Source organism: Streptomyces rhizoryzae (assembly GCF_023155275.1).
Lineage (GTDB): Bacteria > Actinomycetota > Actinomycetes > Streptomycetales > Streptomycetaceae > Streptomyces > Streptomyces rhizoryzae.
The window spans coordinates 40,441-54,195 of record NZ_JALMUV010000033.1; the positions used below are offsets into that span (position 1 = coordinate 40,441).

Here is a 13,755-nt window from a genome sequence, read left to right on the forward strand (position 1 = left end):
AGTGATCGTGCGGAGGCGCGGCCGCCGGAGGGACCGGAGCGTGGCCGCGCGGGAGAACCGCCGCGGTCAGGCCGCGGCGGGCGGGATCAGCAGAACGGACGACACATGCAACCCGCATAGCGGAGCAGGTCCAGGTGGACCCTCCGCCAGAATCGCGAGCTGTGATCAGTCACTCTCGGAGTGAAGCACGGAGCTTCCCGGAGGGTCAACCGGGTGGGGGAGCGCGACGGGAGCCCCGGGAGCGGACGGGCCGGCCGGCCGGGCACCGTCCCCCGGGGGCGCCGCGGCCGCCTGATCCGCCGCGCCGTCCGCCGGGTCCGCCGGGCCCACCGGGGCCGCCGGGCCCGCCGCGCCGTCCGCCCCGGGCACCCCGCCGCGCACCGCCTCCGCGCACGCGGTCAGCCCGTCCGGGCGGACCCCGCCGAGCGCGGCGACCAGATGGCCGTCCGGGCGCACCACCAGCACGGTGTGCGCGGCGGCGCCCGGATACGCCTCGGCGACCAGCACCTCGGCCGGCATCGGCAGCGCGGCGGCCGCCTCGGTCAGCCGGGGCATCAGGCCCGCCGACTGCCAGTGCCGCCGGTCCCAGACGCCGGTGCCGGGGGCCACCAGGACCACCAGCAGCCCCCGCCCGAGCCGGTCCCGCAGCCCCACCGATGCGCCGTCGGACGCGGTGACCGGAACGTCCGCCACCGGCGCCCCCGGAGCCGTCCCGACCGCCACCTCCCCGGGCAGCCCGGGCGGCACCGCCAGCGGCGTCCGCGGATAGGACGGGGCCGCGCCGAGCGGGCCGCGGCCCAGGTGCCCGTCGGTCAGCAGGGTGCTGCGGCCGCGCGCCGCGCCCGGCAGCACCGTCCGCCAGCGCACCGCGGCGCCGTCCCGCAGCAGCGGCAGCGCCGAGTCGGCGGCCCGCAGCCGGGCGGCGACCGCGCCCCGCCGCTCGGCCTGGTAGCTGTCCAGCAGGGTCTCGGTGGCGCCGTGGTGCCAGGCCAGGCCCAGCTTCCAGGCGAGGTTCCCGGCATCCCGCAGACCCTCGTCCAGCCCCTGGGTGCCCAGCGCGCCCAGCAGATGGGCGGCGTCCCCGGCGAGGAAGGCCCGCCCCCGCCGCCAGGTCCGGGCCAGCCGGTGGTGGACGGTGTGGACGCCGGTGTCGAGCAGGTCGTAGGGCGGCACCAGGCCGGTGGGCCCGGGCCCGCCCGCGGCCCCGCCGTCGCCGCTGCCGGGGGCGTCCGCCTCCGCCGCCCAGCCGGCCAGCGAGTCGCGGATCCGGGCCACCAGCGCGTCCGGGGTCACCAGCTCGCGCCCCGGCGGCAGCAGCCAGTCCAGCCGCCACACCCCGCCGGGCAGCGGGCGGGCGGACACCTCGCTGACCCGGCCGCCGCCGTTCCGGGCCGGCGAACGGTGCAGCAGCGCCTCGCCCGGCCAGGGGAGTTCGGTGCGCAGCGCGGCCACCGCGTGCCGTTCGACGGCGGTGCGGCCCGGGAAGCGGATGTCGAGCAGTTTGCGGACGGTGGACCGCGGGCCGTCGCAGCCGACGAGATAACTCCCGCGCCACCACGTGCCGTTGGCGCCCCGGGTCTGCGCGCTGACGCCCTTGGCGTCCTGTTCGACGGCGGCCAGCCGGCTGCCGGTGACGACCTGGGCGAGCGGTTCGCCGGCCAGCGCGGCACGCAGCGCGCCGGTCAGCGCGTGTTGCGGGAGGTGCACCGGGGGCGCGGGCGCGGCAGGCCCCTCCCGGTCCGCGCCGCCGGTGCCGCAGCCGGTGAAGGCGACCCGTTCCAGCAGCCGGCGGCGGCGCATGGTGCGCCAGGCCGACCAGCGGGCGCCGGCGCTCTCCAGGGCCTCCGCGCAGCCGAGCCGGGCCGCGAACGCCGCGGTGTCCGGGCGCAGCACGACGGTCCGCGCGAGCCGGGGCTCCTCCTGGCCGCCGGTCTCGTCGAGGACCACGACCGGGACCGCGTGGCGGGTCAGGGCGAGGGCGAGGGTGAGGCCGACCGGGCCGGCCCCCACCACGATCACCGGCTCCACGGGGCGGCTCCCTGGATCCGGCGGTACGTACGGGACGTGCGGGAACGGGCGGTGGGCGGCCGGTGCGTGATCACACAGCGTATGCAACCCACTGCGGCGGCCCTCGTCAAGTGACGGAGGCGGTGGCGCCGTTGCCACCGCCTCCGTCACGGTCCGCTTCCGGCCGCGCGCGGCCGGCGTCCCGTCAGTCCTTCGCGGGGGCCGGGGCCTCCGAGGCCGGGCCCGCGGCGTCCGTGGCGCCGGCGGCCGCCACCGGCTCGGCGGCCGCGGCCACCCCGATGCCGGTCCGGGTCCGCCGCCCGCGCCGCTCGATCCAGTTGGCCAGGCCGGACAGCGCCAGGCACATCGCCACGTAGATGCTGCCGATGACGATGATCACCGGGATGTAGGTGTCGTTCCCGTTCACGATGATGTTGGTGCTCATCAGGCGGGCGGTGTAGAGGAGTTCCTCGTAGGTGACGATGTAGCCGAGCGAGGTGTCCTTCAGGGTCACCACCAGCTGGCTGATGATCGTCGGCAGCATCGCCCGGACCGCCTGCGGGATCAGCACGGTGGTCATGACCTGCGTCTTGCTCATGCCCAGCGCGTACGCGGCTTCCCGCTGGCCCTTGGGGACGGCGTTGATGCCGGCCCGCAGCACTTCGGCCTGCACCGAACCGTTGTAGACCGTCAGCCCCGCGACCAGCGCCCAGAACTGCGGCTGGCTGCCGGACAGGCCCAGCGCGTCCCGGTTGCTCAGCAGGATGACCCACAGGGCGTAGATGGTGATCAGCAGCGGGACCGCGCGGAACAGCTCGATGAATCCGGTGGCGAACCAGCGGACCGGCTTGTGGTCGGAGAGCCGGGCCACCGCCAGCAGCAGGCCCAGGACCAGCGACAGCACACCGGCCACCGCGAAGACCTGGAGGGTCGCCAGGACGCCGTCGCGGATGCCGGTGCGGACCCCGGCGTAGTTGAAGATCTGCCAGACCGCCGGGTCCAGCTGGCCCTTGGCGTTCAGCCGCAGGACCGCGAAGGCGACCAGCCCCAGCACTGCCAGGACGCCGACCACGCTGTAGACGCGGTTGCGGGCCTTCGCCCTCGGCCCCGGCACGTCGTAGAGGACGCTCGCACCACTCATGCCCTTACCTCGCTTCGTCCCGCCCCGCCGGTGCGCGGCGACGGCGCCCTTCGGTCCGTGTCGTTCCTGGTGTTCCGGCCGTCGTGTGCGTTCACCGGGCGACCCCCAGCCGGCGCTCCACCAGCCGGAACAGGCCGCTGATCGAGAAGGTGATGACGAGGTAGGCCAGCGCCGTCCACAGGAAGATCCAGGCGATCGCGTAGCCCTTGTCGTTGAGCAGCTTGGAGACGTTGAACAGCTCGCCGTAGCCGAACGCGCCGGCGATCGCGGAGTTCTTGGTGAGCGCGATGATGATGCTGCTCAGCGGCGGGATCACGGTCCGGGTCGCCTGCGGCAGGACGACCATCCGCAGGGTCTGGGCGAAGGTCATGCCCAGGCTGCGGGCCGCCTCCGCCTGCCCCAGCGGCACGGTGGTGATACCGGCCCGCACCGCCTCGCACACGAACGAGGAGGTGTAGAAGCCGAGCGCCAGCGTCCCCAGGACGTACGGGCTGGCGCCCTGGAAGAGGATCTGCGGCACGACGAAGAACGCGACCAGGAAGAGCAGCGTCAGCGGCGTGTTGCGCAGCACCGTCACCCAGGCCGTGCCGAAGGCGCGCAGCGGCGGGACCGGCGAGACCCGGAAACCGGCTATGAGCACGCCGAGCACCAGCGCGAGCAGGGCGCTGGACACGGTGATCGCCAGGGTTCCGAGGAACCCGTCCCGGAACTCGGGCAGGTAATCGAGGAGTACGTTCATGGGGTCTCCGCGGTAGCGGTCGGGTCGGCGGCGGGATGGCGGCGGGCGGAAGACGGCGCGCCCCGTACACCCGCCGCGGCGGGCGTACGGGGCGGCGCTGTCCGGTGGGTGCGCTGCGCCTAGTAGCGCGGCAGCGGCGTCTCCGGCGCGACGTACGGGGAGCCGGACTTGCCGAGCGTGCCCTCGTACGCCTTCTTGTAGTCGCCGTTCTTGATGTGGTTCTCCAGCGCGGTGGTGATCGCGTCGCGCAGGGCCTTGTCGTCCTTGTTCATGCCGACGCCGTAGGGCTCCTTGGTGAAGGGCTTGCCGACGACCCGCAGCTTCTCGGGGCGCTGGGCGGCGTAGCCCTTGAGGATCGCGTCGTCGGTGGTGACCGCGTCGACCGACCCGTCCAGCAGGGACTTCACGCAGTCCGAGTACTTCGACAGCTCCGTGGTGACCGCGCCGTACTTGGGCTTCTTGATCTCCTGGAGCGGGGTGGAGCCGACGATCGAGCAGACCTTCTTGCCCTTGAGGGCGTCCGGCCCGGTGATGGCCTTGTCGTCCTTGCGGACCAGCAGGTCGGCGCCGGCGGTGTAGTACGGGCCCGCGAAGCCGACCTGCTTCTTGCGCTCGTCGTTGATGGTGTACGTACCGACGTAGTAGTCGACCTGACCCTTGGAGATGGTGGTCTCGCGGATGTTGGAGTCGATGGTGTCGAACTTGATCTGCTTCTCGGAGAAGCCGAGGTCGGCCGCGATCATCTTGGCGACCTCGATGTCGAAACCGGAGTACTTGTTGGTCGCCGGGTCCTTGAAACCGAGGAACGGCTGGTCGGCCTTGACGCCGATGGTGATCTGACCGGCCTTCTGCGCCTTCTTCAGCGTCGCCGAGTCGATCTTCACGTCCTTGGCGACCGGGTACGTGCCGCTGAAGACCTCGGCGCCGGGCTGCTTGTCGCCCGCCGTACCGGACTGGCCCCCGCACGCGGTCGCCGTCGCCGCCAGCGCGAGCACCACCGCGCCCGCCGCAGCCGTCTTACGCATCCTCATGGTGAACATCCTTTGAATCAGGCGGTGTTGGCAATCATGGTGGCCCAACCGCGGCCTCAGTGGTGGAGGATCTTCGACAGGAAGTCCTTCGCCCGGTCGCTGCGCGGGTTGTCGAAGAACTGCGTCGGCTCGGCCTCTTCGATGATCTTGCCGTCCGCCATGAAGACGACCCGGTTCGCCGCGGAGCGGGCGAACCCCATCTCGTGGGTGACCACGACCATGGTCATGCCCTCCCGGGCGAGCTGCTGCATGACCTCCAGCACCTCGTTGATCATCTCCGGGTCCAGCGCCGAGGTCGGCTCGTCGAAGAGCATCACCTTCGGGTCCATCGCCAGCGCGCGGGCGATCGCCACCCGCTGCTGCTGGCCGCCGGAGAGCTGGGCGGGGTACTTCTCCGCCTGGGCGCCGACGCCGACCCGGTCGAGCAGCGTGCGGGCCTTCTTCTCCGCGGCCGCCTTCTCCGTCCTGCGGACCTTGGTCTGGCCCAGCATCACGTTCTCCAGCACCGTCTTGTGCGCGAAGAGGTTGAAGGACTGGAACACCATGCCCACATCGGCGCGCAGCCGGGCCAGTTCGCGGCCCTCCTGCGGCAGCGGCTTGCCGTCGATGGCGATGGTGCCGGTGTCTATGGTCTCCAGGCGGTTGATCGTGCGGCAGAGGGTGGACTTGCCGGACCCGGAGGGGCCGATCACCACCACCACCTCACCGCGCCGGATCGTCAGGTTGATGTCCTGGAGCACGTGCAGCGCGCCGAAGTGCTTGTTCACCTTGTCCAGCACGACCAACGGGTCCCCCGCGGGCGCGGCACCCCCGGCGTTCTCGGTCACCGGTACTTCGCTCATCGGCGTACAGCTCCGTCCTCCTCGGTTGGGAGGACCCTAATGACGCCCCGCGACCAGCGTCATTACATCTGAGGGAGAATTGAGCATAACGATCCGGCCGCAAACGGACACACGGGGTGAAGACCGGTGCGGCCCGGCCGCGCCGCGGTCACCGTCCGTGTCCCGGCGGCGTACCGGCTGGGTAACGGATCGCGGTCCGGAGGGGGCCGCCCCTTGACGGGCGGGCCGCCCATCGCCGTAGATGCCCTGTGGCCCGTAAGCGCACCGGGAGGAGGGCCGGATGAGACTGCTGCTCGTCGAGGACGATGACCACGTCGCCGCGGCGCTGTCCGCGGTGCTGGCCCGGCACGGCCTGACCGTCGTGCACGCCCGCAGCGGCGGGGAGGCGCTACAGGCCCTGCTGCCCGACGACGCCGAGCCGTTCGCGGTGGTGCTGCTCGACCTCGGCCTGCCCGACCAGGACGGCTTCGAGGTGTGCGGCCGGATCCGCAAGGTCTCGGCCACGCCGGTCATCATGGTCACCGCGCGCGCCGACGTCCGCTCCCGGATACACGGCCTCAACCTCGGCGCCGACGACTACGTCGTCAAGCCCTACGACACCGGTGAGCTCCTCGCCCGGATCCACGCGGTGAGCCGGCGCACCGCCACCGGGGCCCCGGCCGGACCGGCCGGCGGCACCGAGCAGCCCCCCGACGACGGCGGCCCCCGCGAACCCCTCCGGCTCGGCCCGCTCGCCATCGAACTCCCCACCCGTCAGGTGGTGGTGGACGGTGCCGCGGTCCCGCTCACCCGCAAGGAGTTCGACCTGCTCGCCCTGCTCGCGCAGCGCCCCGGGGTGGTCTTCCGCCGGGAGCAGATCATCAGTGAGGTGTGGCGGACGAGCTGGGAGGGCACCGGCCGCACCCTGGAGGTGCACATCGCCTCGCTCCGCGCCAAGCTGCGGATGCCGGCGCTGATCGAGACGGTCCGCGGGGTCGGCTACCGCCTGGTCGTGCCGGCCGCGGGCCCGGCCGCGGGCGCCCGCCCGGCCGCCCCCTGACGGCTGCCCCGGGCCGTGCGCACCCGCCTCCTCCCGCTCCTCATCGTCCTGATGGCCGGTGTGCTGCTGGCGCTCGGCGTCCCGCTGGCAGTGATCACCGCCGGGGTGGAGCAGCAGAAGGTGGTGGTCGACCGGATCGACGACGCCGCGCGGTTCGCCTCGCTCGCCCAGTTCGTCACCGCCCGCCCCAGCGCCGCCGGCGGCAAGACCCCCGAGGAGGACGAGCGGCTGGCCACCCTCCGCTCCGAACTCCTGCGCTACCACGCGCTGTACGGCATCCGGGCCGGTGTCTTCTACCGCGACCGCACCCCTATGGCCGCGGCCCCCGCGGACCTGGCGGTGCCCGGGGACGGGGAGGGCGCGCGGGCGTTCAGCGAGGCGCTGGCCGGCCGCCGCAGCCACGACCCGCCGCAGATCTGGCCGTGGGACGACACCGGCCGGGTCCCGGTCGCCTCACCGGTGATCCGGGACGGCGACGTGGTCGCGGTGGTCGTCACCGACTCGCCCACCGGGCGGATGCGGGCGCGGATCCTGCACGGGTGGCTGACGATCGCGGCGGGGGAGTGCGCGGCCATGCTGGTCGCGGTCGCCGCGGCGTTCCGGCTCACCGGGTGGGTGCTGCGGCCGGTGCGCGTCCTGGACGCCGCCAGCCACGACATCGCCACCGGCCGGATGAACGCCCGGGTCGCCGCCACCGCCGGGCCGCCCGAACTCCGGCGGCTGGCCCGCTCGTTCAACGAGATGGCCGACCACGTCGAGGACGTTTTGGAGCAGCAGCGCGCGTTCGTCGCCGACGCCTCCCACCAGCTGCGCAACCCGCTCTCCGCGCTGCTGCTGCGGATCGAGCTGCTGGCCCTGGAACTCCCCGAGGGCAGCGCCGAGATCGCCTCGGTGCGTACCGAGGGCAAGCGGCTGGCCCGGGTCCTGGACGACCTCCTGGACCTGGCGCTCGCCGAGCACTCCGCCGCCGACCTCCAGCTCACCGACATCGCCGCGCTGGCCGCCGAACGCGTCGACGCCTGGCGCCCGCTCGCCGAGGACAAGGGCGTCCGGCTCGGCTACGCGGGCCGGCCCGCGGTGACCGGCTGGGCCGACCCGGTCGCGCTCTCCAGCGCCCTGGACGCGGTCGTCGACAACGCGCTGAAGTTCACCCCGGCCGGAGAGCCGGTGACGGTCGCGGTGGCCCCCGACGGGGAACGTGTCACCATCACCGTCGCCGACCGCGGCCCCGGCCTGACCGAGGACGAACTGGCCCGGATCGGCGACCGGTTCTGGCGCAGCGGCCGCCACCAGAACGTCTCCGGCTCCGGCCTCGGCCTGTCGATCACCCGTGCCCTGCTCGCCGCCGGCGGCGCCACCATCGCCTACGCGCCGCACCCCCCGCACGGCCTGGAGGTCACCGTCTCGGTCCCGCGCACCGCGCCCTGACGGCGGGCGGTGGGCGGCGGGCCGCGGCCGGCTGCCGGCGGCCCGCGCCCGGATTGCACCGAGTGCAATCGCCCGCATTGCACCGACCATGAATCATGACGCCGGCATGACGCCGGCCCCGAGCACGCGGGCGGCGCCCGGCCGGGCACGTGCCGGGCGCCACCCGCCCGGCCGGGACCGCGGCGTCAGGATCCGGCCGCGGCCCGCACCCGCGGCGCGCACGGCGATTGCACCGACCCGTGCCGGCCGCTCACTGCTTGACCGACACGTAGTAGTCCCGCGCCCCCTTGTGCAGCGGCAGCGGATCGGTGAACACCGCGGTCCGCAGGTCCACGTTCTGCGCCGCGTGCACCTCGTGCCCGATCGCGTCCCGGCTCCGGATGACCGACCGGGTGATCCCGAACGTCAGCGCGGCGTCCTCCCGGTCCGTGGTCACCAGCAGATTGGCCACCGCGATGGTCTTCACCGCCTGCCCGTCCTGGACCCCGGGATAGGCGTCCGCGGGCATCACCGCGGCCCGGTAGTAACGGGTCCGCTCACCCTGCCGGTGCAGCGCCGGAATCAGATCCCCCAGCTGCACCAGCCGCACCGGGTAGCGGCGCGCCAGCTGCTGCACCGCCAGCGTCGGCAGCCCGCCCGACCAGAAGAACGCGTCCAGGCGGCCGTGCTCCAGCATGTCCGGCATCCGGTCGATGCCCACCCGCACCGGGACGATGTCCCGGTCGAAGTCGAGGCCGGCCGCCGCCAGCAGCCGCCGGGTGATCAGCTGCACGCCCGAACCGTCCGCGCCGACCCCCACCCGCAGCCCCCGCAGATCGCGGGTCGAAGCCACCTCGGCCCCCCGGGGCACCACCAGCTGCATGTAGTCGTCGTAGAGCCGCGCGCAGGCCCGCAGCCGGTCCGCTCCGGGCTCCCGCCGGGTCCGGTAGTCGGCCACCGAGTCCGCCGTGGCGATGGTGAACGCGGCCCGCCCGGAGGCCAGTTGGCGCAGGTTGTCGATCGAGCCCTCGCTGCGCAGCAGCCGCAGGTCCACCCCCGGCAGATCCCGCGCGAGATCGGCCTTCAGCAGTTCCCCGTAGCGCGCGTACACCCCGGTCGGCACACCGGTGGCCAGCGGTACCCGCCCCCGGGGCGGCGCCGGTGCGCCCGGCCGCACGAACCACAGCACCAGCCCCAGCAGGGCCAGCACCGCGGCCGCCGCGGTCAGCGCCCGGCGCGGGCCGGAACGGGGGAGGGTCGCCATGGGCGGGATCCTGCCAGCCGGGACGCCCCGGCGGGAGGGCCCGGAAGGTCACGTCTCGGCAGCTGGACGGCCACCGGGCCGGGGGGCCGTCCCCAGGGACTCCCGCAGCCGGGCCAGCAGGGCCCGGGCGGCCGGACCGGCCGGCCCCTCCGCCCGCCAGGCCAGCGCGATCCGGGCCCGCGGCCGGACCCCGCCGAACTCCAGCGTCCGCAGCCCGCCGGCCTCCGCCGCGGCGCCCGCCGGCACCACCGCCACCCCCAGCCCGCGGGCCGCGAGTCGCGCGAGCAGCTGCGGCGCGGCCGCCTCGAACGCGATCAGCGGCCGGAACCCCGCGGCGGCACAGGCCCGTTCCAGCGCCGCGCGGGTGCCCGTCCCGCGCGGCAGGCTGATCAGCGGCCGGCCGCGCAGCGCGGCCAGCGGCAGCCGCCCGCCCTCCGCGGCCGCCGCCAGCGGACTGTCCGGGGCCACCGCCGCCACCAGCGGCTCGTCGGCGACGATCTGAAACGCCAGACCGGCCGGCGGCTCCGCGTCCGGGGTGCCCAGCAGCGCCACGTCCAGCTCGCCGGACCGCAGCGCGGCCAGCATGTGCTCCGAACTGTCCTCGGTGAGCGCGATACCGACCTGCGGATGGGCGTCGTGGAAGTCCGCCAGCAGGGCCGCCACCTGCTCCTCCCGCGCCGGGGCGGCCCCGGCGACCAGCCCCAGGGTGACCTGGCCGCGCAGCAGCCCGGTGAACTCCGCCGCGGTCTGCGCCACGCCCGCCACGGCGGCCAGCGCGGCCCGGGCGTACGGGAGCACGGCCGCGCCCACCTCGGTCGGCGTCACCGACCGGCCGGACCGGTCCAGCAGCGGCTGGCCCAGCTCCCGTTCGAGCTGCCGCACCTGGGCGCTGATCCCGGGCTGCGCCAGGTGGAGCCGGGCCGCGGCCCGGGTGAAGCCGCCCTCCTCCACCACCGCGACGAAGTACTGCAACTGCCGGAGTTCCATAACCAGCAATTCTAGGAGGAAGAAGATCAAGCTCTTGGACTTATGGCCGCCCCGCCGGGATGCTGGGACCCCGGCCCGGTGGACAGCCCGCCCGGCCGCACCGGAAGAGCCGAAACAGGGGGAGCACCGATGGATGTCCGCGCCGCGATCGCCGCCGAACGCCGCGAACTGGCCGACCTGCTGGACACCCTCACGCCCGAGCAGTGGGACGCGCCCTCGCTGTGCGCGGGCTGGCGGGTCCGCGAGGTCGCCGCCCACATGTCCCTGGGCTTCCGCTCCTCGCTCCCCAGGACCGCCGCCGAACTCCTCAAGGCCCGCGGCAGCCTGCACCGGATGACCGACCGCTGCGCCCGCCGGGACGCCGCCGCCCTCGCACCAGCTGCCCTCGCCGCGGCCCTCCGGGAGCACGCCCACCACCCCTGGACGCCCCCGGTCGGCGGCTACCGGGGCGCGCTGGGCCACGACGTCGTGCACGGCCTCGACATCACCGTCCCGCTCGGCCTGGACCGCCGCGTCCCCGCGGACCGGCTGCGGATCCTGCTGGACTCCCTCACCCCGCGCGGCACCCGGTTCTTCGGCGCCGCCCTCGACGGCGTCGCCCTGCACGCCGACGATCTGGACTGGACCTACGGCACCGGGAGCCCGCTGCGCGGCAGCGCCCAGGACCTCCTGCTGGTCGCCTTCGGCCGCAAACTCCCCCCGGGGCGGCTGCGCGGCGAGCCGCAGGCCCGCTTCGCCGCCGCCTGAGCCCGGCCGGAGCGCCCGCCGGGAGCCCGTACCCTGGACGGGTGAGCGGTAACGACGTGGCCGGCGCAGCAGTGGCCGAAGTGAAAACGTACGAGGTGCGCACCTACGGGTGCCAGATGAACGTCCATGACTCCGAGCGGCTCTCGGGCCTGCTGGAGGAGGCGGGCTACGTACGGGCCCCCGAGGACGCCGGCGAGGGCGACGCGGACGTCGTCGTCTTCAACACCTGCGCGGTGCGGGAGAACGCCGACAACCGGCTGTACGGCAACCTCGGCCGGCTGGCCCCGATGAAGGCCCGGCGCCCCGGGATGCAGATCGCGGTCGGCGGCTGCCTGGCCCAGAAGGACCGCGACACCATCGTCAAGAAGGCGCCCTGGGTGGACGTCGTCTTCGGTACGCACAACATCGGCAAGCTGCCGGTCCTCCTGGAGCGCGCCCGCGTCCAGGAGGAGGCGCAGGTCGAGATCGCCGAGTCGCTGGAGGCGTTCCCCTCCACCCTCCCGACCCGCCGCGAGAGCGCCTACGCCGCCTGGGTCTCCATCTCCGTCGGCTGCAACAACACCTGCACCTTCTGCATCGTCCCGGCGCTGCGCGGCAAGGAGAAGGACCGCCGCCCCGGCGACATCCTCGCCGAGGTCGAGGCGCTGGTCGCCGAGGGCGTCTCCGAGATCACCCTGCTCGGCCAGAACGTCAACGCCTACGGCTCCGACATCGGCGACCGCGAGGCGTTCAGCAAGCTGCTGCGCGCCTGCGGGTCGATCGACGGCCTGGAGCGGGTCCGGTTCACCTCCCCGCACCCGCGCGACTTCACCGACGACGTGATCGCCGCGATGGCCGAGACGCCGAACGTCATGCCGCAGCTGCACATGCCGCTCCAGTCCGGTTCGGACACCGTCCTGAAGGCGATGCGCCGCTCCTACCGCCAGGAGCGCTACCTCGGCATCATCGAGAAGGTCCGGGCCGCCATCCCGCACGCGGCGATCACCACCGACATCATCGTCGGCTTCCCCGGGGAGACCGAGGAGGACTTCGAGCAGACCCTGCACGTGGTCCGCGAGGCCCGCTTCGCCCAGGCGTTCACCTTCCAGTACTCCAAGCGGCCCGGCACCCCGGCCGCCGAGATGGACGGGCAGATCCCCAAGGAGGTCGTGCAGGCCCGCTACGAGCGCCTGGTCGCCCTCCAGGAGGAGATCTCCTGGGCGGAGAACAAGAAGCAGGTCGGCCGCACCCTGGAGCTGATGGTCGCCGAGGGCGAGGGCCGCAAGGACGGCGCCACCCACCGCCTCTCCGGCCGCGCCCCCGACAACCGCCTGGTCCACTTCACCCGCCCCGACGAGCCGGTGCGCCCCGGCGACGTGGTCACCGTCGAGGTCACCTACGCCGCCCCGCACCACCTCCTGGCCGAGGGCCCGGTGCTCGGCGTGCGCCGCACCCGCGCGGGCGACGCCTGGGAGAAGCGCACCACCGCGGCGGCCGCCAAGCCGGCCGGGGTGATGCTCGGCCTGCCGACGATCGGCGCCCCCGCGCCGCTGCCGGCCACCCCGGCCGGCTGCGGCTGCGACTGACCCCGCCCCGGTCCGGCGGCCCGCGGTCCGGGCCGCCGGACCGGACGTTACGCTGCGTGGCATGCTCGTAGCCGCCGCTCTCTGCCCCTGCCCGCCGCTGCTCGTCCCCGAGGTCGCCGCCGGCGCCGCACCGGAACTGGAGCCGGTGCGGGCCGCCTGCCTGGACGCCGTGGGGGTGCTCGCCGCGGCCCGCCCCGACCGGCTGATCGTGCTGGGCCCGGCCCGCGCCGAGGCCGGTGCGCAGCGCCATCCGCAGGGCGCCCCCGGCACCTTCCGCGACTTCGGGGTCGCGCTCGACGTGACGCTGGGCCCGGCCGGCCCGGAACCCGCGGAGCGGCCCACCGGTCCGCGGCTGCCGGCCTCCCTGGCCGTCGGCGCCTGGCTGCTGTCCCGTACGCAGTGGTCCGACGCGCCCGTGGAGGGCGTGGCGGTGGGCGAGCGGCTGCCCGCGGACCGCTGCCTGCCGCTGGGCCGGGAGCTGGCCGCCGCCGCGCCCCGGGTGGCGCTGCTGGTGCTGGGCGACGGCAGCGCCCGCCGCTCGGTCAAGGCGCCGGGCTACTTCGACGAGCGGGCCGAGGCGTTCGACACCGCCGCGTTCCGCGCCCTGGGCGGCGCCGACACCGCCGCGCTGGCCGCCCTGGACGAGGAGCTCGCGGCCGCCCTGCTGGTCTCCGGCCGCTCCTGCTGGCAGGTCGCGGCGGGCGCCGCCGAGGACGCGGGCCTGCGCGGCCAACTGCTCGGCGAGGACGCCCCGTACGGGGTGGGCTACGCGGTGGCGGCCTGGTCCTAGGGCGCCCGGCACGCCCTCCGGGCGCACGACGCGACGTTGCGGACACCCCCCCAGCGAGCCGGTCCCGGCGGGTGCCGCGCCACCGGGCTGCCGGGCTGCCGGCGCGCGGGCGCGGGGCCCGTCCCGGCCGCCCGCGCACGCCCGTACCCGCCCGCGCACACCACCCGCCCGCACCCCCGACGACCACGGCGCGGCG

General features: G+C 74.8%; 13 protein-coding genes. 5 read left to right on the top strand and 8 right to left on the bottom strand.

Annotated features, from left to right (window positions below; translation table 11 throughout):
- Positions 1-86: 86 nt before the first annotated feature.
- The 6 genes from MUU72_RS35920 to MUU72_RS24010 all read right to left on the bottom strand — a co-directional run bounded on the left by MUU72_RS35920 (position 87) and on the right by MUU72_RS24010 (position 5,760).
- Positions 87-173, bottom strand: a complete 87-nt coding sequence (locus MUU72_RS35920) for a putative leader peptide (protein WP_372503251.1) — start codon at positions 171-173, stop codon at positions 87-89.
- Positions 166-2,028, bottom strand: coding sequence for an FAD-dependent monooxygenase (locus tag MUU72_RS23990; RefSeq protein WP_248015451.1), 1,863 nt, complete (start codon positions 2,026-2,028; stop codon positions 166-168). The genes MUU72_RS35920 and MUU72_RS23990 overlap by 8 nt, the downstream gene beginning before the upstream one ends.
- A 184-nt stretch (positions 2,029-2,212) precedes the next feature.
- Positions 2,213-3,148, bottom strand: coding sequence for an amino acid ABC transporter permease (locus MUU72_RS23995; protein ID WP_248015452.1), 936 nt, complete (start codon positions 3,146-3,148; stop codon positions 2,213-2,215).
- A 91-nt stretch (positions 3,149-3,239) separates the two neighbouring features.
- Entirely contained in the window at positions 3,240-3,887 is a 648-nt protein-coding gene (locus MUU72_RS24000) for an amino acid ABC transporter permease (protein ID WP_248015453.1), read from the bottom strand.
- A 119-nt stretch (positions 3,888-4,006) separates the two neighbouring features.
- Positions 4,007-4,918, bottom strand: a complete 912-nt coding sequence (locus MUU72_RS24005; protein WP_248015454.1) for a glutamate ABC transporter substrate-binding protein — start codon at positions 4,916-4,918, stop codon at positions 4,007-4,009.
- A 56-nt stretch (positions 4,919-4,974) separates the two neighbouring features.
- Positions 4,975-5,760, bottom strand: coding sequence for an amino acid ABC transporter ATP-binding protein (locus MUU72_RS24010; protein WP_282504527.1), 786 nt, complete (start codon positions 5,758-5,760; stop codon positions 4,975-4,977).
- Between the two features lie 280 nt (positions 5,761-6,040).
- On the opposite strand from MUU72_RS24010, the gene MUU72_RS24015 reads away from it, so the two are divergent.
- Both MUU72_RS24015 and MUU72_RS24020 read left to right on the top strand, forming a co-directional pair.
- Complete coding sequence (locus tag MUU72_RS24015; RefSeq protein WP_248015455.1) at positions 6,041-6,799, top strand: response regulator transcription factor; 759 nt, start codon at positions 6,041-6,043, stop codon at positions 6,797-6,799.
- A 15-nt stretch (positions 6,800-6,814) separates the two neighbouring features.
- Positions 6,815-8,227 carry a sensor histidine kinase gene (locus tag MUU72_RS24020; protein ID WP_248015456.1) on the top strand — a complete coding sequence of 471 codons (1,413 nt, stop codon included), beginning with the start codon at positions 6,815-6,817 and terminating at the stop codon, positions 8,225-8,227.
- Between the two features lie 250 nt (positions 8,228-8,477).
- Here MUU72_RS24020 and MUU72_RS24025 read toward each other — a convergent pair whose 3' ends face one another.
- Together MUU72_RS24025 and MUU72_RS24030 are read right to left on the bottom strand one after the other, a co-directional pair.
- On the bottom strand, positions 8,478-9,470 hold the full coding sequence (locus MUU72_RS24025) for a TAXI family TRAP transporter solute-binding subunit (RefSeq protein WP_248015457.1): 993 nt from the start codon (positions 9,468-9,470) through the stop codon (positions 8,478-8,480).
- A 48-nt stretch (positions 9,471-9,518) separates the two neighbouring features.
- On the bottom strand, positions 9,519-10,457 hold the full coding sequence (locus MUU72_RS24030; RefSeq protein ID WP_248015458.1) for a LysR family transcriptional regulator: 939 nt from the start codon (positions 10,455-10,457) through the stop codon (positions 9,519-9,521).
- Between the two features lie 129 nt (positions 10,458-10,586).
- On the opposite strand from MUU72_RS24030, the gene MUU72_RS24035 reads away from it, so the two are divergent.
- From MUU72_RS24035 to MUU72_RS24045, 3 genes are all read left to right on the top strand, one after another.
- Positions 10,587-11,204, top strand: coding sequence for a maleylpyruvate isomerase family mycothiol-dependent enzyme (locus MUU72_RS24035; RefSeq protein ID WP_248015459.1), 618 nt, complete (start codon positions 10,587-10,589; stop codon positions 11,202-11,204).
- A 41-nt stretch (positions 11,205-11,245) separates the two neighbouring features.
- Complete coding sequence (gene miaB / locus MUU72_RS24040; RefSeq protein WP_372503250.1) at positions 11,246-12,769, top strand: tRNA (N6-isopentenyl adenosine(37)-C2)-methylthiotransferase MiaB; 1,524 nt, start codon at positions 11,246-11,248, stop codon at positions 12,767-12,769.
- A 61-nt stretch (positions 12,770-12,830) separates the two neighbouring features.
- Positions 12,831-13,559, top strand: a complete 729-nt coding sequence (locus MUU72_RS24045) for a class III extradiol dioxygenase subunit B-like domain-containing protein (protein WP_248015460.1) — start codon at positions 12,831-12,833, stop codon at positions 13,557-13,559.
- Positions 13,560-13,755: the final 196 nt, after the last annotated feature.